Source organism: Bacillus paralicheniformis (genome assembly GCF_002993925.1).
Taxonomy (GTDB): Bacteria; Bacillota; Bacilli; order Bacillales; family Bacillaceae; genus Bacillus; species Bacillus paralicheniformis.
In genome coordinates, this window is the sequence record NZ_CP023665.1 from 3,351,333 (window position 1) to 3,374,233 (window position 22,901).

The 22,901-nt window shown below is 43.7% G+C and carries 29 protein-coding genes and 1 pseudogene; 11 read left to right on the plus strand and 19 right to left on the minus strand.

Going from position 1 to position 22,901, the window contains the following annotated elements; translation table 11 throughout:
* The first annotated feature begins 68 nt into the window (after positions 1-68).
* On the plus strand, positions 69-806 hold the full coding sequence (locus CP943_RS17100) for a protein-glutamine gamma-glutamyltransferase (protein WP_020452748.1): 738 nt from the start codon (positions 69-71) through the stop codon (positions 804-806).
* Here CP943_RS17100 and CP943_RS17105 read toward each other — a convergent pair.
* Genes CP943_RS17105 through CP943_RS17115 form a run of 3 tightly spaced genes read right to left on the minus strand, consistent with a single transcriptional unit; the run spans position 786 to position 3,978 of the window.
* Positions 786-1,841: a nitronate monooxygenase gene (locus tag CP943_RS17105; protein WP_035337568.1), complete on the minus strand. Its 1,056-nt coding sequence runs from the start codon at positions 1,839-1,841 to the stop codon at positions 786-788. The genes CP943_RS17100 and CP943_RS17105 overlap by 21 nt on opposite strands.
* Positions 1,842-1,855: 14 nt before the next feature.
* A complete protein-coding gene (locus tag CP943_RS17110) occupies positions 1,856-2,257 on the minus strand; it encodes a secondary thiamine-phosphate synthase enzyme YjbQ (protein WP_020452750.1) in 402 nt (133 codons plus the stop codon).
* Positions 2,258-2,295: 38 nt separating this feature from the next.
* Complete coding sequence (locus CP943_RS17115; protein ID WP_020452751.1) at positions 2,296-3,978, minus strand: glycoside hydrolase family 13 protein; 1,683 nt, start codon at positions 3,976-3,978, stop codon at positions 2,296-2,298.
* Positions 3,979-4,264: 286 nt separating this feature from the next.
* On the opposite strand from CP943_RS17115, the gene CP943_RS17120 reads away from it, so the two are divergent.
* Complete coding sequence (locus CP943_RS17120; protein ID WP_016886099.1) at positions 4,265-4,855, plus strand: TetR/AcrR family transcriptional regulator; 591 nt, start codon at positions 4,265-4,267, stop codon at positions 4,853-4,855.
* Positions 4,852-5,526, plus strand: a complete 675-nt coding sequence (locus CP943_RS17125; RefSeq protein WP_016886100.1) for a YqeB family protein — start codon at positions 4,852-4,854, stop codon at positions 5,524-5,526. Before CP943_RS17120 ends, CP943_RS17125 begins: the two co-directional genes overlap by 4 nt.
* A gap of 82 nt (positions 5,527-5,608) precedes the next feature.
* Here CP943_RS17125 and CP943_RS17130 read toward each other — a convergent pair whose 3' ends face one another.
* The 4 genes from CP943_RS17130 to CP943_RS17145 form a co-directional block, all read right to left on the minus strand.
* Positions 5,609-6,394, minus strand: a complete 786-nt coding sequence (locus tag CP943_RS17130; RefSeq protein WP_105981175.1) for a GH12 family glycosyl hydrolase domain-containing protein — start codon at positions 6,392-6,394, stop codon at positions 5,609-5,611.
* A 182-nt stretch (positions 6,395-6,576) separates the two neighbouring features.
* Positions 6,577-7,866, minus strand: coding sequence for a hemolysin family protein (locus CP943_RS17135; RefSeq protein ID WP_026580038.1), 1,290 nt, complete (start codon positions 7,864-7,866; stop codon positions 6,577-6,579).
* Between the two features lie 50 nt (positions 7,867-7,916).
* The gene (locus CP943_RS17140) at positions 7,917-8,591 is read right to left on the minus strand and encodes a zinc metallopeptidase (protein ID WP_023856125.1); all 675 of its coding nucleotides are present in this window, start codon (positions 8,589-8,591) and stop codon (positions 7,917-7,919) included.
* 98 nt (positions 8,592-8,689) lie between these two features.
* Positions 8,690-8,914 (minus strand): YuzI family membrane protein, encoded by a 225-nt coding sequence (locus CP943_RS17145; protein ID WP_023856126.1) that lies wholly within the window; start codon positions 8,912-8,914, stop codon positions 8,690-8,692.
* 181 nt (positions 8,915-9,095) lie between these two features.
* Here CP943_RS17145 and CP943_RS17150 point away from each other — a divergent pair, with 181 nt between their 5' ends.
* Positions 9,096-9,350, plus strand: coding sequence for a membrane-integrating protein MstX (locus CP943_RS17150; RefSeq protein WP_020452756.1), 255 nt, complete (start codon positions 9,096-9,098; stop codon positions 9,348-9,350).
* Positions 9,347-10,330 carry a potassium channel family protein gene (locus tag CP943_RS17155; RefSeq protein ID WP_020452757.1) on the plus strand — a complete coding sequence of 328 codons (984 nt, stop codon included), beginning with the start codon at positions 9,347-9,349 and terminating at the stop codon, positions 10,328-10,330. Before CP943_RS17150 ends, CP943_RS17155 begins: the two co-directional genes overlap by 4 nt.
* On the opposite strand, the gene CP943_RS17160 is transcribed toward CP943_RS17155, so the two are convergent.
* Positions 10,327-10,731: a YugN-like family protein gene (locus tag CP943_RS17160; protein ID WP_020452758.1), complete on the minus strand. Its 405-nt coding sequence runs from the start codon at positions 10,729-10,731 to the stop codon at positions 10,327-10,329. The genes CP943_RS17155 and CP943_RS17160 overlap by 4 nt on opposite strands.
* A 37-nt stretch (positions 10,732-10,768) precedes the next feature.
* Positions 10,769-11,335: a DUF421 domain-containing protein gene (locus CP943_RS17165; protein ID WP_023856128.1), complete on the minus strand. Its 567-nt coding sequence runs from the start codon at positions 11,333-11,335 to the stop codon at positions 10,769-10,771.
* A gap of 117 nt (positions 11,336-11,452) precedes the next feature.
* Here CP943_RS17165 and CP943_RS17170 point away from each other — a divergent pair, with 117 nt between their 5' ends.
* Positions 11,453-11,929 (plus strand): TspO/MBR family protein, encoded by a 477-nt coding sequence (locus CP943_RS17170; protein ID WP_026580041.1) that lies wholly within the window; start codon positions 11,453-11,455, stop codon positions 11,927-11,929.
* A gap of 74 nt (positions 11,930-12,003) precedes the next feature.
* On the plus strand, positions 12,004-12,531 hold the full coding sequence (locus CP943_RS17175; protein WP_105981176.1) for a GNAT family N-acetyltransferase: 528 nt from the start codon (positions 12,004-12,006) through the stop codon (positions 12,529-12,531).
* A gap of 21 nt (positions 12,532-12,552) precedes the next feature.
* Here the strand turns inward: CP943_RS17175 and CP943_RS23055 are convergent.
* A pseudogene (locus CP943_RS23055) lies at positions 12,553-12,645 on the minus strand (hypothetical protein); the annotation flags it as partial.
* A gap of 213 nt (positions 12,646-12,858) precedes the next feature.
* Here CP943_RS23055 and CP943_RS17180 point away from each other — a divergent pair.
* Both CP943_RS17180 and CP943_RS17185 read left to right on the plus strand, forming a co-directional pair.
* Entirely contained in the window at positions 12,859-13,449 is a 591-nt protein-coding gene (locus CP943_RS17180) for a hypothetical protein (protein ID WP_095240270.1), read from the plus strand.
* A 100-nt stretch (positions 13,450-13,549) separates the two neighbouring features.
* Entirely contained in the window at positions 13,550-13,918 is a 369-nt protein-coding gene (locus tag CP943_RS17185) for a YolD-like family protein (RefSeq protein WP_199792112.1), read from the plus strand.
* 24 nt (positions 13,919-13,942) lie between these two features.
* Here CP943_RS17185 and CP943_RS17190 read toward each other — a convergent pair whose 3' ends face one another.
* Entirely contained in the window at positions 13,943-14,173 is a 231-nt protein-coding gene (locus tag CP943_RS17190; RefSeq protein ID WP_105979942.1) for a helix-turn-helix domain-containing protein, read from the minus strand.
* 254 nt (positions 14,174-14,427) lie between these two features.
* Positions 14,428-14,571 (minus strand): hypothetical protein, encoded by a 144-nt coding sequence (locus CP943_RS22505; RefSeq protein WP_021837703.1) that lies wholly within the window; start codon positions 14,569-14,571, stop codon positions 14,428-14,430.
* Positions 14,572-14,766: 195 nt separating this feature from the next.
* Between CP943_RS22505 and CP943_RS17200 the strand changes: the two genes are divergently transcribed.
* Both CP943_RS17200 and CP943_RS17205 read left to right on the plus strand, forming a co-directional pair.
* Positions 14,767-16,290 (plus strand): T7SS effector LXG polymorphic toxin, encoded by a 1,524-nt coding sequence (locus CP943_RS17200; RefSeq protein WP_105979939.1) that lies wholly within the window; start codon positions 14,767-14,769, stop codon positions 16,288-16,290.
* Between the two features lie 17 nt (positions 16,291-16,307).
* A complete protein-coding gene (locus tag CP943_RS17205) occupies positions 16,308-16,643 on the plus strand; it encodes a hypothetical protein (RefSeq protein WP_105979937.1) in 336 nt (111 codons plus the stop codon).
* A 99-nt stretch (positions 16,644-16,742) separates the two neighbouring features.
* Here CP943_RS17205 and CP943_RS17210 read toward each other — a convergent pair whose 3' ends face one another.
* The 7 genes from CP943_RS17210 to CP943_RS17240 form a co-directional block, all read right to left on the minus strand.
* The gene (locus CP943_RS17210) at positions 16,743-17,696 is read right to left on the minus strand and encodes a glycoside hydrolase family 25 protein (protein WP_059231663.1); all 954 of its coding nucleotides are present in this window, start codon (positions 17,694-17,696) and stop codon (positions 16,743-16,745) included.
* A gap of 47 nt (positions 17,697-17,743) precedes the next feature.
* Positions 17,744-18,007, minus strand: a complete 264-nt coding sequence (locus CP943_RS17215) for a phage holin (protein ID WP_080618532.1) — start codon at positions 18,005-18,007, stop codon at positions 17,744-17,746.
* 15 nt (positions 18,008-18,022) lie between these two features.
* Complete coding sequence (locus CP943_RS17220) at positions 18,023-18,292, minus strand: hemolysin XhlA family protein (protein ID WP_071583811.1); 270 nt, start codon at positions 18,290-18,292, stop codon at positions 18,023-18,025.
* Between the two features lie 62 nt (positions 18,293-18,354).
* Positions 18,355-18,537 (minus strand): XkdX family protein, encoded by a 183-nt coding sequence (locus tag CP943_RS17225; RefSeq protein WP_080627006.1) that lies wholly within the window; start codon positions 18,535-18,537, stop codon positions 18,355-18,357.
* A complete protein-coding gene (locus CP943_RS17230; RefSeq protein WP_080627007.1) occupies positions 18,534-18,857 on the minus strand; it encodes a hypothetical protein in 324 nt (107 codons plus the stop codon). Before CP943_RS17230 ends, CP943_RS17225 begins: the two co-directional genes overlap by 4 nt.
* A 12-nt stretch (positions 18,858-18,869) precedes the next feature.
* Positions 18,870-20,219 (minus strand): phage baseplate upper protein, encoded by a 1,350-nt coding sequence (locus CP943_RS17235; RefSeq protein WP_199792113.1) that lies wholly within the window; start codon positions 20,217-20,219, stop codon positions 18,870-18,872.
* A gap of 13 nt (positions 20,220-20,232) precedes the next feature.
* Positions 20,233-22,878 (minus strand): peptidase G2 autoproteolytic cleavage domain-containing protein, encoded by a 2,646-nt coding sequence (locus tag CP943_RS17240; protein ID WP_105981177.1) that lies wholly within the window; start codon positions 22,876-22,878, stop codon positions 20,233-20,235.
* Between the last annotated feature and the right edge of the window lie 23 nt (positions 22,879-22,901).

The window sequence follows — 22,901 nt, forward strand, 5'->3', positions numbered from 1 at the left end:
AAAATTAGACCGTTTTCCTGCCCAAGCATCAGGCATACGCTAATAAAAAAGGGAAAAGGGTGTATCCTATGATAAGTGTTTCGGGCTACTGGCTCCGTCCTGAGGATATCGAAAAACTGAATGTCAGTCAGACGCAAAGAGACATTGCCAACCGGATGCTGGCCATGCCGTCCAGATATAGATACGGTTCAATCTCAGAACTGTTATTTGAGCTGAGATTCAGAGTGCATACCGTCGAATCAGCCAGAGAGCTGATCAACAGCGGAGCAAAGTTTGCCACCTTTTCAAAGACATACGGGAATGAAGAGTTTTGGAGGGTGACGCCTGAGGGGGCTTTGGAGTTGAAGTACAGAGCGCCGGCTTCAAAGGCGATTCGAAATATTTTTGAAAGCGGCTCTCTTTATGCTTTTGAGTGCGCAACTGCGATTGTCATCATTTTTTATATGGCGCTCCTCAAAACGATCGGCGATCAGACATTTGACCGGAATTATCAAAGAATCATTTTATACGATTGGCATTATGAGCGGCTGCCGATCTATACGGATAAGGGGAACGACTACCTTCCGGGAGACTGCCTGTATTTCAAGAACCCTGAATTCGATCCCGAAAGACCGCAGTGGCGCGGAGAAAACGCTATTTTACTTGAAAATAATCTCTATGCGGCACACGGTCTGGGGATCTTAAGCGGCGAAACGATCATTGAAAAACTGAACGGGCTGAGAAAGCCTCATGCACAGACGTCCGCCTATCTGCTTTCTCAAGTGACACGGGTTGATATTCCTGCATTAATACAAATGATCAGATAGCACATCGGCAGGCGCAAGCTGATCCATCAGCTCCTTCACCGTCGTTAGCCGGACGGAGGCCCGCACGCCCTGCCCGGACCACAATGACATGCCGTCCGGATTCCCTTCAAGCTTCGCCTGTTTTCTCATCGGCTGCGTCAGCGTATTTTGCAGAGGATAAGGCAGCGCTTCAACTTCGTCCGGGCGCCTGTCTTCCATCCATTGATTGACGATGCCTCTTGCCGGCTTCCCTGAGAACAAACGGGTCAGCCTTGTGTCTGTTTCAACCGCTTCGAGCAATTTTTGTTTGTATGCAGGGTGTGTTCCGCTTTCTTCGCACGTCAAAAAAGCGGTGCCGATTTGAACGCCCTGTGCGCCGAGGGCAAAAGCTGCCGCAACACCTCTTTTGTCAAAAATGCCGCCCGCTGCAATAATCGGAACCGACACATGATCTGCCGCTTGGGGAATTAAAGCCATCGAGCCGACAGCGGGTTCTCCCTTCGTTTTCAAAAAGGCACCCCTGTGGCCGCCAGCTTCACTTCCTTGAACAACGATGACATCCATCCCCAATTCTTCAAGCATCAAGGCTTCTTCAACCGAAACGGCGGTGCCCATTAAACAGCAGTTTCGGTCTTTCAGTTCTTTGACGGCATCGGCCGGCGGCGGGCCAAACGTAAATGAAACGGCGCTGACCCCTTCCCTTAAAATGATTTCGATTTTCTCGTAAAAATCGTCCCAATCGTGTTTCTCTTCTGGCACGGGTGAAGCCGAACGCGCATAAGGTATCTTCTCTTTCCACCCTTCATATTCTTCCCGTCTGACGTTTTCCCGTTTTTCCGGAATGAAGAGGTTGACTTGAAACCCGGCTGATGTCAGCTTTTTAGTCTCCAGAATCTGTCGTTGAAGAACTTCCGGCGTCAAATAGCCGGATGCAAGGCTGCCTAAGCCGCCGCAATCTGATACGGCGGCGGCGAGCCTTGGTGTTGTCGGTCCACCCGCCATCGGCGCCTGGATCACAGGCTTTGATAAAGAGAGACGTTCCATGAACTGATTCATTTTATTTTCTCCTTTCAATCGGCTGTGATTTTAAAATAGCATGTCCGGTGCCTCGGGCCGTCGAACTCGCAAAAATATATGCCCTGCCAAGTCCCGAGGACAAGCCTGCCCCCTTCAATGATCATATGTTGCGATGCCCCGACCGTGCTCGCTTTCAAATGCGCCGCAGTATTCCCTTCCATATGGCGGTCAAGCTCATGTTCCCACGGATACACTTCATCGAACCGTCTCAGCATATCGCGTTTAACATCGGGGTCGGCATTTTCATTAATCGTAATGCCTGCCGTTGTATGCGGACAATAGACAATAACAGTGCCGCTGGAAACGCCATTTTCTGAAATGAATCTTTGGACGTCATTTGTAATATCAAGCATTTCATCGCGCCGGTTTGTTTGAATCTGTATTTTTTTCAACATACGAATCCGCTCCTTTCCTGGCACCCTTTCTCTATTCGTTATAAATCGCCGATTTCCTGTCTGATCATGTAAACGCGCGCCTCATAAGGCTTCATCACAAAAGATGTAAGGTGCTTGTGCGCGTTGATATCAGCATTTGACAGCAGCAGTCCGTCCGTACATAACGGGTATGCGGGATGGTGGTAATACGCCTGGCGCGCGCTAAGGTTGACGATCACGATGGCCGTTTCTTCCCGAAGCTTTCGCAAGTATGCGAAAATCTGCCGGTCCTCAGGCAAGAGCAGTTCATATGATCCGTCGATGAAGACGTCATACCGCTTTCTGATCGCGATCAACCGTTTATAAAAATGATAGACTGACCGGGGGTCATGCTGCTGATGAACTGTATTGATCAGCTTGTAATTTTCGTTCATGCAGAGCCACGGTTCTCCTTTAGTAAAGCCGGCATTTGGCCGATCCGTCCATTGCATCGGCGTGCGGGCGTGATCCCTGCTCTTTTTCCAAACCGCCTTCATGATGTCTTCGTGTGAGCGGCCCTTTTCTTTTTGAATCCGGTAATCATTTTTAATCGATACGTCATCATAATCATCTATATCGAAGAAAATCGCGTTTGTCATTCCGATTTCCTGCCCTTGATAAATAAACGGGGTGCCTTTCATCAAAAAATACATCGCAGCTAAGGCCTTGGCGCTGTCTACTCTGTATTTCCCGTCATCTCCCCAGACTGAAACGGCCCGGGGTTGATCATGATTTTCGATAAAAAGCGCGTTCCACCCTTTCCCCTCAAGAGCCGATTGCCAGTTTGACAATATCCGCTTGAGTTCGGGGAGATCGAGTTCTCCGCCTTCAATCCCCCAAAGACCGAGGTGTTCAAATTGGAAAATCATGCTGAATATCCCGTTTGATTCTCCAACCCAGTCCTCCGCTTCTTCAGCGCTGACACCGTTTGCTTCGCCGACTGTCATGATATGGGGATACCCGGCGAACGTATTTTCTTTTAGTTCCTGCAATAACGCTATAATCCCGTCGACATTCATATGATAAGCAAATGAAGGCACAAAAGAGAGCCCTTCCGGATTCGGCAGATCCGGAAGTCCTTCTTTTTTCTTAATGTGTGAAATCGCGTCAACCCTGAACCCGTCGATTCCTTTTTGAAGCCACCAGTTGACCATGTCATAAAGAGCGCTTCGCATGTCACTGTTTTCCCAATTCAGATCCGGCTGCTTTTCGTGAAACAGGTGCAGATAATATTGCTCTGTTTTTTCGTCATAAGTCCAGGCTGAGCCGCCGAATATGCTTTCCCAGTTGTTCGGTTCGCTCCCGTCCTTTCCGTCTTGCCAAATATACCAGTCCCGCTTCCCGGAATTCCGCTCTGCCCTTGATTCGATAAACCATGGATGTTCATCGCTCGTATGATTGATGACGAGATCGATGATCAGTTTCATTCCGAGCTGATGCGCTTCAGTCAGCAGAGCGTCAAAGTCGTCCATCGTGCCAAATTCCGGCATAATGCTTTGATAATCCCTGATGTCATAACCGTTATCGGCATTGGGAGAATCAAAGACCGGACAAATCCAAATGGCATCTGCCCCGAGCTCCCTGATATACGGAAGCTTCTCTCTGATCCCGTTGATATCTCCGATGCCATCCCCGTTCGAATCCATAAAACTGCGCGGATACACTTGATATATGACAGCCTCTTTCCACCATGCCCTTGTCATTCAAACACCCCTTGTTGTATGAATAAAATATTTTTAGACTCCGAACATAAACATCCTATAAACTTTGATATACCAACGATTATACGTTTCTCAATACTAAATATGCTTTGCGGCTTATAAATCCTTTGAAGGCAGCAAGGGTGATGGCAAGAGTAGGTGAAAGAAGCTTTAATCCTTTTGAAACGGAGCATCTGTTAATACAGAATATGTAAAGCATAAATTACAGTTGCTTTTTTACCTATCGGTAAGTAAAATAAATATACAGATTATGCTAAGGATGATTTCAATGAAAAAGAAAATGAACACCCAAGATGCGATTGTTGAAGCAGCATTTACTCTTATTGCCCAACACGGCCTAAAAGGCACGAGCCTTTCAATGATTGCATCGGAAGTCGGCATTTCTAAACCGGCTATTTACTATTATTTCCCTTCTAAAGAAGAGCTGGTGGATTATCTATTTCACATTGTATTTGATGATCACAATTTCTCTGAATTTTTTTCAATCAATGAGTACACGAAGGAGAACTTTAAAAAACGATTAATAACAGACGGCATACGCTATTTTGAAGAGTATAAACATAACTCTCCTGCTTTAAAAGTGGTACACGAGTTTGTTTTAAGTGCAGCACAAAAACCAAGATATGAGAAAAAGCTTAAATCTATCATGGAACAATTCTTAGAAGGTTTTGAAGCTTTGCTTTCTTACGGTGTCGAACTCGGTGTCATCTCTTCTAAAAACACCAAAGTGAATGCACACTCCCTTGCCCTGATCATTGATAATTTGGGTAACTTTATGATTTTAGGAATCGAGATGGATTATAAAAAAATATGGGAAACAGCAGTCAGTCATGTGATGAAAGGCAGTGAAAGATTTTGAATCAGGAAACGATTATTGGATTATCTAAAATAGAGAAAACCTTATATTGGATCATTCCACCGGTTTTAGGAGCTGTTCTTGGATGGTTTTTGCCTGTTATAGCCGATTGGGTATTGACCATTCCAATCGTTCCTTTTAAAGGGCCTTTGGAATTTATCACATCACTAAACAATTTCTGGGTTTCAATTATCGCTGCAGTTATCGGAATCGTTGCCGGCCTATTTTTTTCACAATATATTTTCACTGAAATTCTTCAGGTGTTCATCTCTGATCAAAATGTGAAGCTGTTGTTTAAAGAGAAAGAAGTAGTGATTGAGAAAAAAGACATTTCTGCAGTTTATCTTGAGAATAAGGATCTTGTTGTTCTTGATCATAAGGGTACTGAATTGTACCGTGAACAACTTGAATCAAAGAGAGCCCTTGCAGAAAGTGCTTTTAAACATCACGGCTATAAATGGGCAGACGAAGATCCTTTTAAGAATGAGTATCAACGCTGGGTTGCGGATCACCCCGATTTTCCCTCGCATATCAATACGCTACTTTTAGCCAGAGAACGAGCTTTACTGGATAATAAACATGAAGAAGCAAAAATTCTGCGCAAAGACCTGGCAAAGCTTGGAGTGGTTATACAGGATGAAGATAAACGGCAATACGTAAGGATGGTATCGTAATATTTCAGTTGCGAACGCCTAAAAAAGAACATTTGGAATAAATTAAACACCGCTCTTTTTGTGAAAGAGCGGTGTGAATCCATCAGCGGACTGTTACGTCCCAATTGGAAATATTAATTTGTCCTGTGCCTCCGAAAACTTCCGTCCCGAATTCCACACTGCTGACATACTTTGTTTTGGAAAGCCAATGTTTGGAGTCGGCAAGATAATTCGTGAAATCCCGAACATTCAGGTTCGCACGTTGGGTGTTTGCCGTTCTGACAAATGAAAACACGTTCCATCCTTTGCCGCTTCCAGCATCAATATAGCCTTTATATACTTTCCAATTGTGCCCGCCGATCGAAACAGTTTCGACATAAGAACCGGCAGGTCCGGCATTTGTGTTATTGAGCCAGATCATAATCTCATCGGTTGGAGCCGAACCCCAGCTTGCCTTGTTTGTATTGTGGAGCCAAATGTCATATGCGGCATTGTACGTGCCGTTCGCACTGATCGAATAGCTGACTTTCGTGTTGATGTTTTTTTGATCTGACAATCGGGTCGGGAAGCCGCTGCCCGCAGTATAGCCTTCAGTCCAATGCCAGCCGCTGACGATCGACGGATAAGCTTTTACTGTGCTTGTATTGCTCGGCCAATTCCATACCCAGCCCATGTCTGAATCATTGTTATGATAAATGGTCTGCCACCAGCCGCTGACCTGGTCGGCTCCCCAAACATTGTTGAATATGTAGTATTTTTTGTTTTTAAAATACAATTTATGCGACGGGTTTGATGACGAAGCAGCAAGCGCTGAGAGCGGCCCCGTCAGCAGCATGATACATACAGCTCCCCATAGCAGGATAGCTTTTAGCAAATGGTTGTTTCTCACGTATTGAAAACCTCCTCATATTTATACACCCTATTATAAAAAAGAACGAAACGGAGTACATTCGTAAAAAGTCATGAATTTCCATAGATATATCCTCTTATCTTTGAAAAGATATCCATTTTATTGAAATAAAGAACGGCCATCGAACTAAAAAACAGCCGCGGTCGCCCGCAGCTGTCTTTTTAAAATTCCGTTTTTTTCACTTCAATGAAACGGATATGATGATCTTCAGCATCAAGAATTTTAAATTCGCATCCCTCAGTTTTGAAGATGTCACCGTTTTTCAGCTCCATCTTTTGCGTCAGAAGCCAGCCGGCAATCGTATCGACTTCTTCGTTTTCAATCGCGATATGAAGGAGGTCATTCACTTCGTCGATTAAAGCCTTTCCGTCCATAATATAATGGTGTTCGCCTTTTTTTATAATGTGCGGCATTTCGTCCTGATCAAACTCATCCCGGATTTCCCCGACGATTTCCTCCAATATGTCTTCAACCGTAACCAGTCCTGCCGTTCCGCCGTACTCATCAACAAGAATGGCCATATGAATCCGTTCCTTCTGCATGCGAATCAAGAGCTCCTGGATCGGTATGTTCTCAATCACCCTGATGACAGGCCTCATTAAGTCCGTTAAAGGAATCGTCTCGTCGAGAAAATACGATTTAAACAAATCCTTGCTGTTGACAATTCCGATAATATGATCTTTATCATCCTTAATGACCGGATATCTCGTATAGCGTTCATTAATGACGGTTTCAATCGCTTCTTTTATGGATTGATCGGCCAACAAGGTAGCCATCTCCGTTCTCGGCACCATGATTTCCCGGGCCAGTCTGTTGTCAAATTCAAAAATTTTGTTGACGTATTTATACTCAGACTGGTTGATTTCTCCTTTTTTATAGCTTTCAGACAGCATAAGCCGCAGCTCTTCCTCACTGATTGCCACTTCATGCTCTTTAACCGAATGGAACCCGAACAGCTTCGTTAACAGCCGGGCCGAGCCATTCAGCAGTTTGATAAACGGGAACATGATTTTATAAAACAAAATGAGCGGCTTCGCCGTCCATAAGCTGACGGCTTCCGCTTTTTGAATCGCAATCGTTTTTGGCGCAAGCTCGCCGACCACAACGTGCAAAAATGTAATAATGACAAAGGCGGTAACAATCGAAGCCACTCTTAAAACGGATTCAGGCAGGCCAAATAGTTCAAAAAGCGGATGGATGATCCTTTCGAATGTCGATTCTCCGAGCCAGCCGAGCCCTAATGCGGTGATGGTAATGCCGAGCTGGCAGGCAGACAAATATTCATCAAGATTTGTCACCACTCTTTTGGCCGCAATCGCCCGCTTATCCCCGCTTTCAACAAGCTGATCGATTTTTGTGCCGCGGATTTTGACGATCGCAAATTCGGCGACAACGAAAAAAGCCGTAGCTGCAATTAAAAGTATGACGAGTATGAGATTCAGGATATTCAAAAAAAGCCCTTACCAAATATGGTAAGGGGCCACCTCCTTAAGACGAATGGTTAGTCATTACGACCGGACAGGAAAATTGCGACGAAGCGCAGCAGCTCAAACAGCGAAACAAGCGCTGCAGCAACATATGTCAGAGCCGCGGCATCCAGCACCTTGCTGACGCCTCTTTCTTCCGTGTTGCGGATCATTCCTTCTGAAACGATGATCCTTTTTGCCCGGGAGCTTGCGTTAAATTCAACAGGCAGTGTCACAAGCTGAAAGAATACGGCCGCCGAAAACAAAATGATGCCGAGTCCGATCAGATTCAGGCTTCCGAGCAGCATTCCGCCGATAAACAAAAACGGCGCCACTCCCGAAGAAAAGTTCACGATCGGAAACATCTTATGCCTCAAAACAAGTGCGCCGTATGATTCCTGATGCTGCAGGGCATGTCCGCATTCATGGGAAGCAACGGAAACCGCTGCAATTGAACGGCCGTAATATACGGGTTCGGACAGGCGCACAACGCGTGCTGTCGGGTCATAATGGTCTGTCAAGGTTCCTCTTACCGGTTCAACCGGGATATCGTAAAGGCCGTTTTGGTCGAGAATCTGTCTGGCCACTTCGGCTCCAGTTCTCCCGCTTGACGCCTCTACTTTTGAATATTTTTCAAAGTTGCTCTTTACTTTAAATTGTGCCCAAATCGATAAACCTAATGCAGCAAATGTTAACAAGTAAAAAATCATGCTCATGCAATCATCTTCCCTCTTGTGATAAGTCGTTTAAAATTTTAATTGTAAATATATTTTATCCCGAGGGATTTCCTTTTGTACAGAAAAGTGCACTACCTTTTTCTTCGCGGTAAACAAACCCCGATAAAGATCAGCACCATTCCTGACACCATGATATAGAAAGGCGGCCTTGTGGACAGCTCCTTGAAAAACTCCCTCCAGAATACCTCATCAGAGGAATGATAAACGGCGTTTAAATCAAAAATGAATTGAATGGATGCCGCCGCCATCAGCTGGACTCCGACCAGTATGAAAAAGAGCCTCATTAAACAGGACATTCCGCTCCCATCCCTCATCCGTTTATAAAAAGTGTATGGAAGGACGGGAACCGATATGACACCCAGTAAAAATCTTCAGCTCTACCGGTTATTGTCGGTTATCGAAGGTTTATTTTTACCTGAAAAATTTTTGTAAAATAGGGATATACTGAATAAAAAGGAGAGCACGGGTGGTGACACGGTGAAAGTAACGGATCAGGAAAAAGAACAGTTAAGCACGGCGATTGATAAAATGAATGAAGGGCTTGATGCGTTCATTCTTCTCTATAACGAATCGGAAAAAGACGAGCAGCTGATCGAATTTGAAGAAGAAACGGCAGAAATGATCAGACAAGCCATTGAACAGCACGGGAAAGTAAGCACCAATCAAAAGTTAAATGCAATCATCAAAGAGATTTTATCATTTTCCCTGCGGAAAGACGGTGAAGAAACATGAAATCAAACCGTGTATTTATCGCATGGCTGAGGTGGCCGATATATGTCCGCATCGCAATCATTATCCTTTTATTGATCATCCTTTTCGGTCAGCTGATCACATTCGTCGAGCCGCAGCAGTTTTCAAACGTTTTTGAAGGCGTATGGTGGGCGCTGATCACCGTGTCCTCAGTCGGATATGGCGATTTTGTCCCTAAAACCGCACTCGGCAAAACCGTCGGCATGCTCCTTATTTTAATAGGGGCAGCGTTTGTCACGGCCTATTTTGCAACGATGGCGACGGCCGCTTTTAGCAAGCAGCAGCGCTACGCCGAAGGCAAGGTCAACTACAGAGGCAAGGGACATATGATCCTGATCGGCTGGAACGAGAAATCCAACAAGCTGATGAGGACGCTCCAGGCCGCCGATTCAAACAAAACGATCGTGCTCATTGATGAAACACTAAAGGAAGGCCCTCTGATGGAAAACATTCATTTCATCAGAGGACCCGCTGCGGATGATGCCACACTGCAAAAAGCCAATATTGAAGAAGCTGAAATCGTCTTTATTACCGCCGATCAGCATAAAAGCGAAATATCTGCAGATATGCAGTCGGTCTTAACATTGCTGGCTGTTAAAGGCTTGAACCCGTCGGTGTATTGCGTTGTAGAAATCTTGACGGAAAAGCAGAAAAAAAATGCCGAGCGCGCCGGAGCGAACCAAATCATCAGTACGGCGGACCTTTTAAAAACAGCGATGCTGCAGCATTTTCTCATTAAAAATCAGCTTCCTGATCCGCTATTTAAGGAAGCCGATATTCATTTCAAAGTCCATCGGGTTCCGCTTCCGAAGACGATGGAAGGTGCGTCTTTTCAAGAAGTGATTCACCATTTCATGAAGGAAGACATTTTCGTCATCGGTATTCACCAAAAAGACGGGCCTGTGCTGTCTCCTTCATTTTCGTACAAGCTTCAGCCGACAGACCAGCTGCTGTCACTTTAGGAAAGAAGCGCCTTTTCGAGTTCTTTTACATACGATTGGCCAAGCTTTTCATAGACGCCGGGAATATCGGCGTCTTTTTCTTTCGGTTCAGCAAACTGGTCAAAAGATGCGCGAAAATTCCCCTGAACGACGTAGTCGTCCAGCGCTTCCTGATAGACGTGGCGAAGCAAAAATGGTGTACCGAGCTTGACCGTCGCATTTTGCGAATCAAGCTGTCCGTCCTCCGCTTCAAACGGAATCCGCAAAAATAAGTATCCTTCCTCATCATCAATTTTATAGTCAAAAAAGCCGCGGTCATATTCCCAGCCGCCGCTGATTACATAACCGAGAGGCTTGAGCGTCTGTTCGAGATGATAAAGAGAAAACGACCGGTTTTCCAGTTCAGAAGGTAAGCTTATCATAAAAAAACTCCTTTTTTCGTTTTTATACTTCAGGGCCCTAGCGCAATTGTTTATCAGGTTCGTGCAGGTGCCCTTCATTGATTTCCTTAAACAGATTGTCCTCCGGCTGCTGCAGGTTGTTTTGCATGCGGAGGAATTTTTTATACTCTCCCATAGTAAAAGGCTTTGCATCATCCGATAACTCGTAGCCGATCTGGCCGTTTGATTCGAGCGTTACGTTTTTCACGTCCGATAATTTTGAAATCCCCTGTGTCCTGAGCCTCATTTCCAGCTGGTCGACAGTCAGGCGGTGCCTTTTTAGGTTCTGCTTCTGAAGCTCGCCGTTTTCGATTAATACAACGGCTTTCCCCGCAATCAGGCTTTCAAAAAAATCAAATTTCATTTTCAAATACTCGATCAACAGAAGGACGATGATAAAGATCGATGCAGCTGCCACCGTTTTAAAAATGCTGTCTTCAATGATCGGCTGAACAATGATCGTTCCGATGGAAATCATGACGACGGTGGTGGCTATTGTCATTTGCGAAATTGATTTCCTCCCCGAAATTCTCAGCAGAACAATACCCGTTAAGATGAGAAACAACGTTTCCAATACAAATAACATGATGTCACTTCACCCGTTTTATTTTTTAGTATGGATCAGAAGCTTGTGCGGTATGAGTATATTTAAACGAATAGGGAAAGACAAAGGTATCAAGCTTACTATGGGGAGGGACTTTTATTGAAGAAGGAAAAAATAGCAACGGCTGTCATCGTGTTTCTCGTTACATATGCACTGTTTTCACTGGCGAGCGTTTTATTTCCCGTAGATCGTGAATGGTATGAGTCATTGAACAAACCGGATTGGACACCGTCAGGCCGTTTGATCGGAACCATCTGGAGCGTGCTGTTCGCCTTCATTTCATTAGCGGCGGCGCTTGTGTATGCCACATATGATCTGAGAAAAGCAGCGGCGCCATTTTGGATCATGCTGATCATTAACTATTTGTTTAACCAGGCATTCAGCTATTTTCAATTCACGGAAAAAAACGTACTTGCTGCCGCGGCCGACTCCTTTTTCGTAGCCTTGACCGCTCTTGCGCTCGCCTTGATTACACTTCGCATTCATAAAAGAGCAGCACTTCTCCTTGTCCCTTATGTGTTGTGGAGTTTTTTCGCGACTTATCTCGCGTTTACGATTTACGGGATGAATCATTAGGTTAACGAGCCCCGCCGGCTATTGCCGTGTTAAAATAAGGTGAACAGCTGCCTTACAAGGGGGACCGGAATGGAATGAAGCACTGCTTTCTGCAAACAACACGCATCGGCTTTTCTTTATGGGCTAAAGAGAATTTGAATTTGGCAAAGACATTGTGGGGAAATCGAGATGTGGCCAAATATCTGACAGCAGACGGAATTATGACCGATAGCGAAATAAGAAATCGTTTGCAGCTTGAGATCGAACAATACAAAACACACGGTGTGCAATACTTCCCGATATTTAAAACAGGAAACAACGAATTCATCGGATGTTGCGGACTTCGCCCCTATGACCCGGAAAATGATGTGTACGAGCTTGGTTTTCATCTCGTCCGTTCGGCTTGGGGGAAAGGTTATGCATCTGAAGCGGCTGAGGCCATGATTGAATACGCATTTAACAAAATCCGGGCAAAAAAGCTGTTTGCGGGACATCACCCTGAAAATACAGCTTCACAAAAACGACTGGAAAAATTGGGATTCGTCTACACTCATGACGAATTTTATCCGTCTACTGGACTTCAGCATCCGTCATATGAATTAAAACAGCCTCCTGGACAATAAGTCCGGAGGCTGTTTTTTCGTTTATTGATCCAAACGTTTCTCAAGCTCTGCTTTTTTCTCTTCGAAGCCAGGCTTGCCGAGGAGAGCGAACATATTGACTTTGTATTTTTCAATTTAAACAGGGTGAAACAGAGGTAAAACACGCGGAGATTATGGGAAACATGTTTTTTAGAATTAACTCGGTTTATGTGGTCATGTGGTCATTTTTGTGGTCATTAAAAAGCATCAAGAGCATTGTTGAAGCCAAGTGTTAGAAGGCTTAATAGAAATTCCCCCTCATTTGTTTTAAAATGTAAATGTTCGTTTTAAAACCAGGGGGGGATCATTATGAAAAAGATATTACTGGTTTTATTTTTGGTGTTAGCAGGATGCAGCAGTGCACCACAAAATAAAACTGATAACCAGACAGCTGCAGCTGAAGAGAAGACAGAAACCACCGAAGCAAAGAGTGATTTTGGTTTTACTCTAAATGAATTTATTGATGAATATAATAAACAAATTGATAATGGTATCTATGACGGTAAGGAAAAAATCCCTTCCCACCTTCAAAAAGATGAGGACTTTTTCAAGGTTGATGGTGGAAGCTATGTTCAAATTTTAGCCAAAGAAACTGATAATGACGCAGAGCATAAAAGCTATACCTTATCAAGTATACATAATAAAGATAAAGAACTTATGGGTATTAACTTTCGTATCAGTACGGCCTTTGATAAAGACAAAGTTTTACACTTTTCCAGCACAGGCACCTTGGCAGGGTATAAATTAATGAAAACTTTAAATTTTGAAGAAGAGACCTTGCAAACTGCTTTTAAAGAGGCAGACCCTGAGTACTCAATCTCAAATGAAATTTGCAATTTGACACTAAAATATCAGCTTAAAAAAAGTGCGATAATAATTGAAATTCGCCCACCAAAATAAAAAGCCTTCTCTTTAAAGAGGGCTTACTTTGGATGGGTTATTTTTCATGTTGAGAATAGAACAAACGTTCCCTTATAATCATTTCAAGGAGATGAACACCATGAAAGATGACAACTTGAAAGATCGGGGATCAATCAAATGGACGGCCATGATGCTGCCCGAGCATGTCGGCCTGCTCCGCGAATTAGAAAGCAATCAGAACAAAGTGAAAAGGCCGGTTCTTGACATGTCTCAGATCGAGGATATGGAAATGGCCATAAGTGAAGCAATGGAGTTTAATAATCCAGTTCAGTTTTCTGTATTTAAGCCGCTGCCAATGCTTAACGGACCGGAAACCGGAGAGATCGTTCAAATTGAGGGCCATATCCATTACATAAACCAGCTACAGAAAACTTTCCATGTCGTGGATTCAAAAGGGGATACCAATCTCATTAAATTTGAGGATGTCGTCGGCGTGGAAATAAAGTAAGCCCTTCTCACAGCTGGAAGGGCTTTACTCATCATATGGGCGGTATTTTTTTCGGCCAGCTTCAAGTTCTTTCTTTTGAGCCTCCACATGATCACGGAGAAACAAGCTAACTGTACCGACCTTCTTCACAGGCTTTAGCTTCCCGGAAGTCACCAATGTACTTAAACGCTGCCTTGTAACCCCGAGGAGCTCGCCTGCTTCTGCAGCTGTCAAAACTTCATCTTGGATAAATTTAATTTTTTCGTTTTCCTTCATGCCTTTTATCGCTCCAAATCAAAATTAATCCTTTTAGCAGTGTGACAATCACAGCCAGGTATAAAATGATGCCTGTGATTTTCCCCAGAGTACCAACTTTTTCAAAATCAATTGCAAAAATGCCCGCTATTAGGATGAGCATAGTTGCCATGTCTAATGAGCTGTAATGCTTAAAATATTGTTTCATAATTTGTGGACGTGATATAATGAATTGGAGAGCAAGGGGATTTCTCCCCTTCTCTCGCTCACTATGTTTAGCGCTTCTTGCTTACCCGGCGGGAGCGCTTTTTCTTTTTCTTGCCTCTTTTTTTGCTTTCGTTTTGCCATATGTCATAAATGTGTTTGAATATGGTCACCACTCCAGCAGTGGCAAGAATCCAGTTTCTTACCTCGTCCACTTTAGCACCTCCTTTCTATATTTTAATTATACCAACTCTATTTACAACGGTCAATAGGTTACTGAAATATCTAGTCTTAATTATCTATGTAAATCGATTCATTTTCATGGATGAACAGGATTTATTCCCCAACTGGTTTCCGTATAGTGGTAAAATCTATACTGATTGTAACCAAAAGGATTAGAGGAGAATGCCATGAAGACGCTGGATGTTCAAGCGCTGCACCATGCAATTGATCAAACGCTCGAACAATTAAAACACCAATCAGACGAATTCGCCAAAGTCAAAAAAGCTGTTGAGGGGATCACATCACTTGATGATGCTTTAAAAGGAAAAGGCGGCGACGCGATCCGCGCCTTTTACGAGGAATGTCACACCCCTTTTCTGCAGTTCTATGATACTTTTATAGAGGAATACAGTTCCACGCTGAAGAAAATGAAAAGCGCGCTGAATTCCCTGGAACCCAACCATAACGGATTTATTTCACAGTCCTTTCTTGAACACGAACTAGAGAATGGCTTAAATGCTGCTGATCGCACAACAAAACATTTAGTTTCTAAGACCAACGCCACGATCGCAAAAGTCAGCCATATCGTCGACTTACCGGATTTGAATGACAGCGGTTTTCATGAACAAAATCAGAAAGCGTTAAAGGAAATCAGCACGACTCTTGAAAAGCTGCATGCGTTTGACCGCGAGCAAACCAACGCCCTCAAAACGGCTGAAAACGATCTTGAGACGATGCAGAGATACATGGCGCGGCTCGAAAAGATGTATACCGGCCCCAAAATTGAAATCACCGGTTATCAAAAAGGTTCGATTTTAAAGCCGGATGAGATGGATAACCTGAGTGGAAATCAAGAAACAGCGATGGGTGCCATGTTGAAAAAAGTCGGAGACAAAGAAGATGCTGACGTAAACACACTCGCCGATCCAGATCGATTAAAAAAATTGGCGACACAAAAGGTTTCCAAGAAAGAGTACACCCAAGAGGAATTGAATGAACTAAAAAAAGATTATAGAGTATTTAACGATACGCTTTACCGGGCATACATAGACGGTGATACAATCGTCAAGATAGAACCCGCCTACACCCTTCCAGAGAATGTGGAAAAAAGCGACTTTGCTAAATATTTCGATACAGCGATGGAATTTACAGGTGTGTATGATGCAGTAAGAGCAGCGTTTGGATACGACCTTGCGACAGGCGAAATCGTTAAAGATAATGGTGATCGTTTGATCGCCGGATTGAGTGTCACACCTTTCGGAAAGGCATTTAAGTACGGAAAGCGCGGCTTCAAGTTATTTAAAGGTGAAGAGGCGGCAAAGAAAGTTGCGAAGGTAGATAAAACCCCTTCCTACGGCAAACAATCCGTTCCAAAAGGTCCGTACCGTGAAGTAAATGGTTTCCCTGCAAAAGTTAAACCAGGAGCTCAAGAAAAACATATTCCAGGTACACCAAACTACAAACAAGAAGTTGCAAATGGCAGAACCAAGAGTATCTTCTATGGGGACAATAAAAAAGCGCAAGAATTGCTTGATAAATATGCTGGCACGGGAGAATTCCCAAGGAAGGGAAGGGAAGTTGTTGACTTCGGCCAGAAAATAGGTAAAGCATATGACATGAAAACTGGTAAATATATTGAAACTACTAGGGGAACAATACATTATTCAAAAGACGGTGCTCATATAGTTCCTGCAAAACCATTAGAACCATAAGAAAAGGATTGATACTCATGGAATATAATTCTTTAATAAAAACATTAGATGAATATGGTGGTAGAGAACTGCGATTAGAATGGGAAAATGGATTAAAAATTATCGGTAATCCAGACACACTTTACGAAACAGATAATGGATTAGAGGATGATGATATCAATTACACCGAATATTATGCAGTTGCCTTTAGAGTGAATAACATTATATCCCACCCTACTAATAACAAAGGCAGTGTATATGATTGGTTAAGGCAAGGGGAAAGCTCCTTGGTTGAGATCTCTCTTTATGATGATCCACCAAATAAAATTTTAGTGGACGGCCAGACAGTATGGGAATTGGACAATAATGAATAACAGTCAGCCCTCTTTTTATAGAGGGCCTTTTTCATCACTTCAACAGAGCTTCAAGTTTCGCCTTTGTCTTCGGCCCGTAAATACCGTCGGCAAACAGTCTTATTTAACACGGATCTTTTGTCCAGCATAAATCTTGTTTGCATTCTTGATGCCATTCCAATTCTGCAACGTCTTGATTGATGTGTTGAATCTTTTGGAGATTCCGGATAAAGTATCGCCGGATTTGATTGTGTAATACTGTTTTTTATTCGATGCTGTTGAAGCACTGCTGCTAATCTTTAATTTTTGGCCAACATAAATTTTATTAGGATCTTTAATATTATTCAAACTCTGAAGAGCTTTGACAGTCGTGTTGTATTTCTTCGCGATAACTGAAAGTGCATCCCCTTTTTTAACAGTGTAAACTGTCTCCGTTTTAACTGGCTTTTTGTTTGAAACAGGTTTTACAGTAGCAGCTTTTTCAGTTGTCACGGCTACCTGAGCCCGTAACCCGTCACGATAACAAATATTCATATCAACATTCCCAGAAATACCGGCGACCCTTCCACAATCAGAATACTGCCAGATATCTGCATGACGGCCAAGTGTGTTGTTATAACGAGCAACCCATAATGCAAATGGCTTCAGCTTGGATTCGTCAAGGCAATTCTCAAGGAAAGACTTACCGCTGTATATCATGGCGAAGTAACCAGCTTTTTCAACTTCCCGTAAAAAGGCCACTGCTGCATCTGTCAAAACTGATTTACTGACATTCCGCTGATTAACTTCAAGATCAAGCACAAGCGGATACGTGAGATGGACCTTATTTGCAACTGACAAAAAGAACCTGGCCTCTGCCAATGCTTCTGACTTGGAACCGAATCTTGCAAAGTGGTAGGCTCCCGTTTTAATCCCCACAGCGTTAGCACCTGAAACATTCGTTTCAAATTTATTGTCCTGTAATGTTGTCCCTTCTGTTGCTTTGATAAAAGCGAATTTAATACCGTCCCCCGCAACTTTCTTCCAATTGATATTACCTTGCCAGTGTGATACGTCGATTCCTTTGATTCCCATTATTAAAATCCTCCTTTAAATTATTAAAAGGCTGCCAGCCGGCAACCTCATTTTGTTAATCCTTTTTGCTTTAAAACTTCTTTTTGCTGCTTGCCTTTACCGGTGACATAGTTGTTTTTATACCAAGCGACCAAAGATGTAATGATGGTGAATGCCGCAGAGCCGGCCAAATACAAGGCGTCGGCCAGCGTATTGACTTGGTCCTCGCTGATCGGCAAAGCTGCCTTTCCAAACATAATCAAAGTCTGGTTTACCAATGCAATAAAAAGAAGCACCGTCCGGACGACCGTGCCTTTGTCAAAGTTTTTCATATTGTGTTTTCCTCCTTATTTCTGCAATAGATTATAAAAAATAGCGATTGCGCCGCCGATGATTCCGGTGCTAACCGCTGTAATGATCGCGCCGGTGATGCTGCGCTTGATCCAAGTTGTGTTTTCCTCGATCTTGTTCAGCTTTTCATTGATAGAAATGATCTGCTGATCATGTCGGTCAGTCGTTCTTTCGAGGGTAGTGATCCGCTGATCTTGTGTTTTTTGATCTGCTTTGATCTCTGCGATTTCTTTTTGTAAAACATCATAATCATTCGGTTGTGTCATGTCCTGAAATCCTCCTGTTCTCACATCGTTTTCACCTCCTTTGAGGCAAAATAAAAACACCCTTATTGGGCGCTTGTCATTCCTAAATCCACACAGACGGCGGGTTTGTCATAGCTCCTCCCCGTTATCTGTTCATACTCTGCCGGGGTGATCCAGTCGATCCTTACATACTCTCGCATCTCATCATCTGTGTAACACCCCCAATCATAGAATTGTTTTATATCTGCAAGAGTGGGATACTTCATGATGCCCCGCCCCCTTTTGATGCTTCAACATCGGCCTGAAGGCGCGCAATTTGCAATGAGAGCAAGGCAATTTGTTTTTTCAATAGGTCAGTTATGTCCGGCTCAGGCTCCGGAGGTTGCAAGCTTTCAATGTACTCTTTTGTAGCCGTCTCCTTCCACACCTTTTCGTCCGGAAAAAACTTCGGAAGATATAAACCCGGGTCAAATGGAATGTCTGTCCATCCATCCGGAATTTCATAGTTCCCTTGATCATCAGGCTGAATGATATCATTATCAATCAACAAGAACGTCTCTTTGTCATATTTAAAAATGTTTTTCATGACTTATCTCTCCTACAGGGGAATAATTTCGTCCAAACCATATGAAGTTATGTTCTCGGACTTATCAGCGATTTGCCCCTCCAGCCTCATATTTCCGTTTGTTTCGATATACAATTTTGTCATCCCTGTTGTACCGAATATAGGAACAAGTCTGCTGCGGAGCTGGTTAGGTCTATAAGAAGCTGGGAGCGTGCCAAAAATCACGCCTCTATTGGTGATAATCTCGCCTTTTAAACACAGAAAACCGCCAACCACCGCACACATAACTTTTCTAGCCCCATGTTTCGCGCCGTTTTTTAAAGGAACTTCAGTCCAGGCAGGCTTTAGATCATTTGAAGTTGGAATCATGCTAAAGTCTGTCCAACCTAAACTATGATACCAATGACGAATGTAAATTCTCGGGTCCTTCGAATTTCCTGCTGGAAAGAAAACTTGGGCAAACCGGTATTGAGTTGATTTCACATTTAAAATACCGCCATATGAACTTGGGTATCCTGTGGCTTCATTAGCTAAAAGCGGAAAAGTTGAGATTCCATCAGGATAATTATCTCCCTCATAAGAAGCATCTTGAAATGCTGAATCATTAATGAGTGTAACCTGCTTTGTTGTTACTTGATGAGGGTTCGACTGATTATTGATATGAGACTCAGCCCGGGACTCCGCCTTATTCCATTTATCCCGCTCAGCTGAAGTGATATGAACATCCGTGTTTTTGGCATGGGTATCCGTGTATTCCTTTGCGCTTACTGCCGCTTTGTCAGTGTATTCTTTCGCGCTCGCTTCAGCTTTGTCCGTGTATTCCTTGGCATTCGCTTCAGCCTTATTCGCCTTTTCCGTCGCCCCGTCTTTTGTTTCAATATTTTCAAACTCCGCAAATTTTGCTTTAATCTCATCAAGAGTTTGACTGATCTCCGCCACCGTTTTGTTAATGCCAGCCCGGAGCGTTTCAAAATCGTCAATATAATACTCCGCAACAGGCACGATGTTTTGATCTTCGAGAGTTTTCTCGATGTGGAAGGTGAAAAAGACCGTCGCAAGCGCCTGACCATTCGTATAATAAAGCTTGATTTCGGCCTTAACTTCGCCGTAGTGTTTGAGTTCTTCGTCAGACAAAACATATTCAGCTTTCCCGTTTACCTTGTCCGTCAGCGTCAGACTGCGTTTATAAAACGAATCGTCCGCATACAGAAGAACAATTTTAGCGTCTACGGCCGAAAGAGGCAATGGAACGCCGTCTTTTGTAAAAGAAAAGGACAGCTTTGCGCTGCCCGTATCCTGGGTGAAAAATTGGATGTTGGTTGATTGCGCGCTCGATTTCTGCGCGTTTATATCAAGTGATATACCACCTTGTTTATAAATCATCAATGAGCCTCCTTTACAGTTGCGGATACATAAAGACCAGGGCGACACCATATCCTTTTTGATGAGAGTAAGGCTGCTTGATACGCATCACATAAAAGCCTGTTCCGTCTTCTGATTTAGTGCCGATTCCACCTGTGGGCACGATGCTGTCCCCTGCCTGGACCGTATCATCAATCCTGACATAGACCTGGCCGACCAGCCCCACAACATGCCACTCGTCCCGCTCTTCCCGCGGAATATATTCTACATCCGGATCGTAATGTGGATTTTCTTTCGGAACGAGTTCTTTTTGAATTACCACATTACCGTCTTTGTCTTCTGATTCAACGTAGATTTCTTCATAGATGATCCCGCCGAACTCATTTCTTAAATAGCGATCATTCCAATAAAAAGCTGCGCCGCCCATAATGACGCCAGCCGTCTCTGAAATAACACCTAAAACCTTTTCACCTTTTTCTGCTTTCCTAATTTTATCGCCGTCCAACGTTACCAGGTAACCAGAATCAATCTTGCTGCCATCTTTGGATTCAAAGTATTCAGCCAAGTCCTTTAAGTCAGAAACACTTTCAATACGACCGGTGCCTAAAACATTCCCAGCCTTTGCGTTTAGCTCTACCTTTTTATTTGAAGCTGATGGATTCCCGGTGCCGTATCCAAGCGCCACCGTATAGCTCTTATTGTTTATGACAGCTTGTGAGGATAAAATTGTCCTAGATACTCCATCCCCCTCAATCCTGACATTATTTGATGATCCGATGACAGACCGGCTTCCGTCTTTTGTTGCGGTCGATCTATCAGAAGAACCGAGCACCACATTCCGCGTACCTTGTGCTTTACATCCGCCGGTTGATCCAATGACAGATGAAGCCTCTCCGGAAGCGACAGGATCACCGGAAGAAGCCGCAATAAAACCGGTCTCTGAGGTCGCATATCCTGAAGTTGTGGCAACTCTCGTCCCGCCTTTTAAGTTGTTTGGCACATATTTATACTTTTGGCCTTTAATCATCGCCGAGAAATCATAACCCTCTGCATAAACACCCACAATATTAGCTTGGCTGTTTGGTGAGGTGATGCCATAAGCGCCTTTTTCCCCTGTCATGATCCCATTGTTGATATTCACGTTATATACTCCCCCGCCAATCACAATGCCGCTTTTAGCAGATTTATAGAACGTGAAGTTTGAAATGTTGACATTATCAGTCCGCTGGTTGCCGCCAAAAAGACGAATATCCGCTTCAGCTTTTTTAAACCCGCGTACTTGAATCCCATTGAGTGAGATGTTTCGGCTGCGATATTGCAATGCGATAGCCGGATAGTTTTTATAATCGTATGAAGGATCACCGATAGCTGTAAAGCCGTTGACCACGACATTTTTATAGGCAGAAATGACAAGCGCACGCGGTGAAAGGTCCTTATACAAGGAATTAAATACCGGTTCAATCGCCGTACAATCTGTTAATGTGACACCGTAAGCTGTCGTGCTTTCAGGGTCAGATGCTAAATGATGGCCGATATGACGGATATCGTATGACCGTACATCACGATAAGACACATGACCGATGACATGGACATTTTGAGCAGCCGGCCATTTGGCATGAGCTTTAACCTCCACGCCCCTGACATTTCCCTCAGAATAGCAATTCAGTATCCAGGCGTGCTTTGAACCGTCGTCAATTTCAATACCGTTGGAATTGGACTCCCCCTGTTTATGAGCTTTGCCGCTTGGATAAACACAATGTGAATTGGAGATGAAAATATATTCGCTGTAATGTGTGGTAATCCCATCGTCGCCATATCCGTATGCAACGCAATTGTCTAGCCATATATAACGACTCCCGATCTTCGTATAATCGGTTGTTGGCAAATGATCATAAGTAGGAGCTGTAATATCAAAACCGTGCAGCCCTGGGTTTATCGCCTCAACATCTTTCACCCAGCCGTATTTCACATTGGCAAGTGTTAAGCAGCTGGAATGTTGCCCGCCAGTCGCCCGAACTCCGCCTTGTCTATTCGGGTTCCAATCAAGCGACATCCCCTGTACAAAAATATTTCTGTTTCCCTGCTCATAGTCTGCATTTGTAATCACCCATTCACTGGCGGGCGTATCCTCATGAAGCTTGATGGTCGTGATACCTTTTCCCTTTCCAATCAAGTACGTCCAGGATGGGAGCTTGATGCCTTTCACAATATAAGTACCGGCACTTAACTCAATTCGCACCCGGCCATTCCCTAAAGCCTTTTTGAAAGCCTCAGTGCTGTCGGTTTTTCCGTCCGGAACGGCCCCAAAGTCATCAACATACACAGTGCGCTTTATTTTTTGAGCAAGCCTATTAAATTCTAAATCTAGCCGGTCTTTCAAGGTTTGCGCGATTTCTCCTTCAGTTGTCACCCGGGCGTCCACTACTTCTTTGACATCTGAACCGTCGTGATTTGTGACCAGGTTGGCAAAGCGCGCTGATAAATTTTTAAGACGGTTTCCAACAGTAAAGCCGCCGTGGTCGATTTGTTCCGACGTATGGGCGGCTTTGGTAGATTCATGGCGTTTTAAATTATATTCGTGTTCATTTAATGTGTTTTCTATGTTGTGAATATCAGATCTTAACTGAGCTTGATGACGGGAATTTCTCGTATGATCATAATCTTTTATTAGCCGAATCAATTTTGCTCACTCCTTTTTTGGCA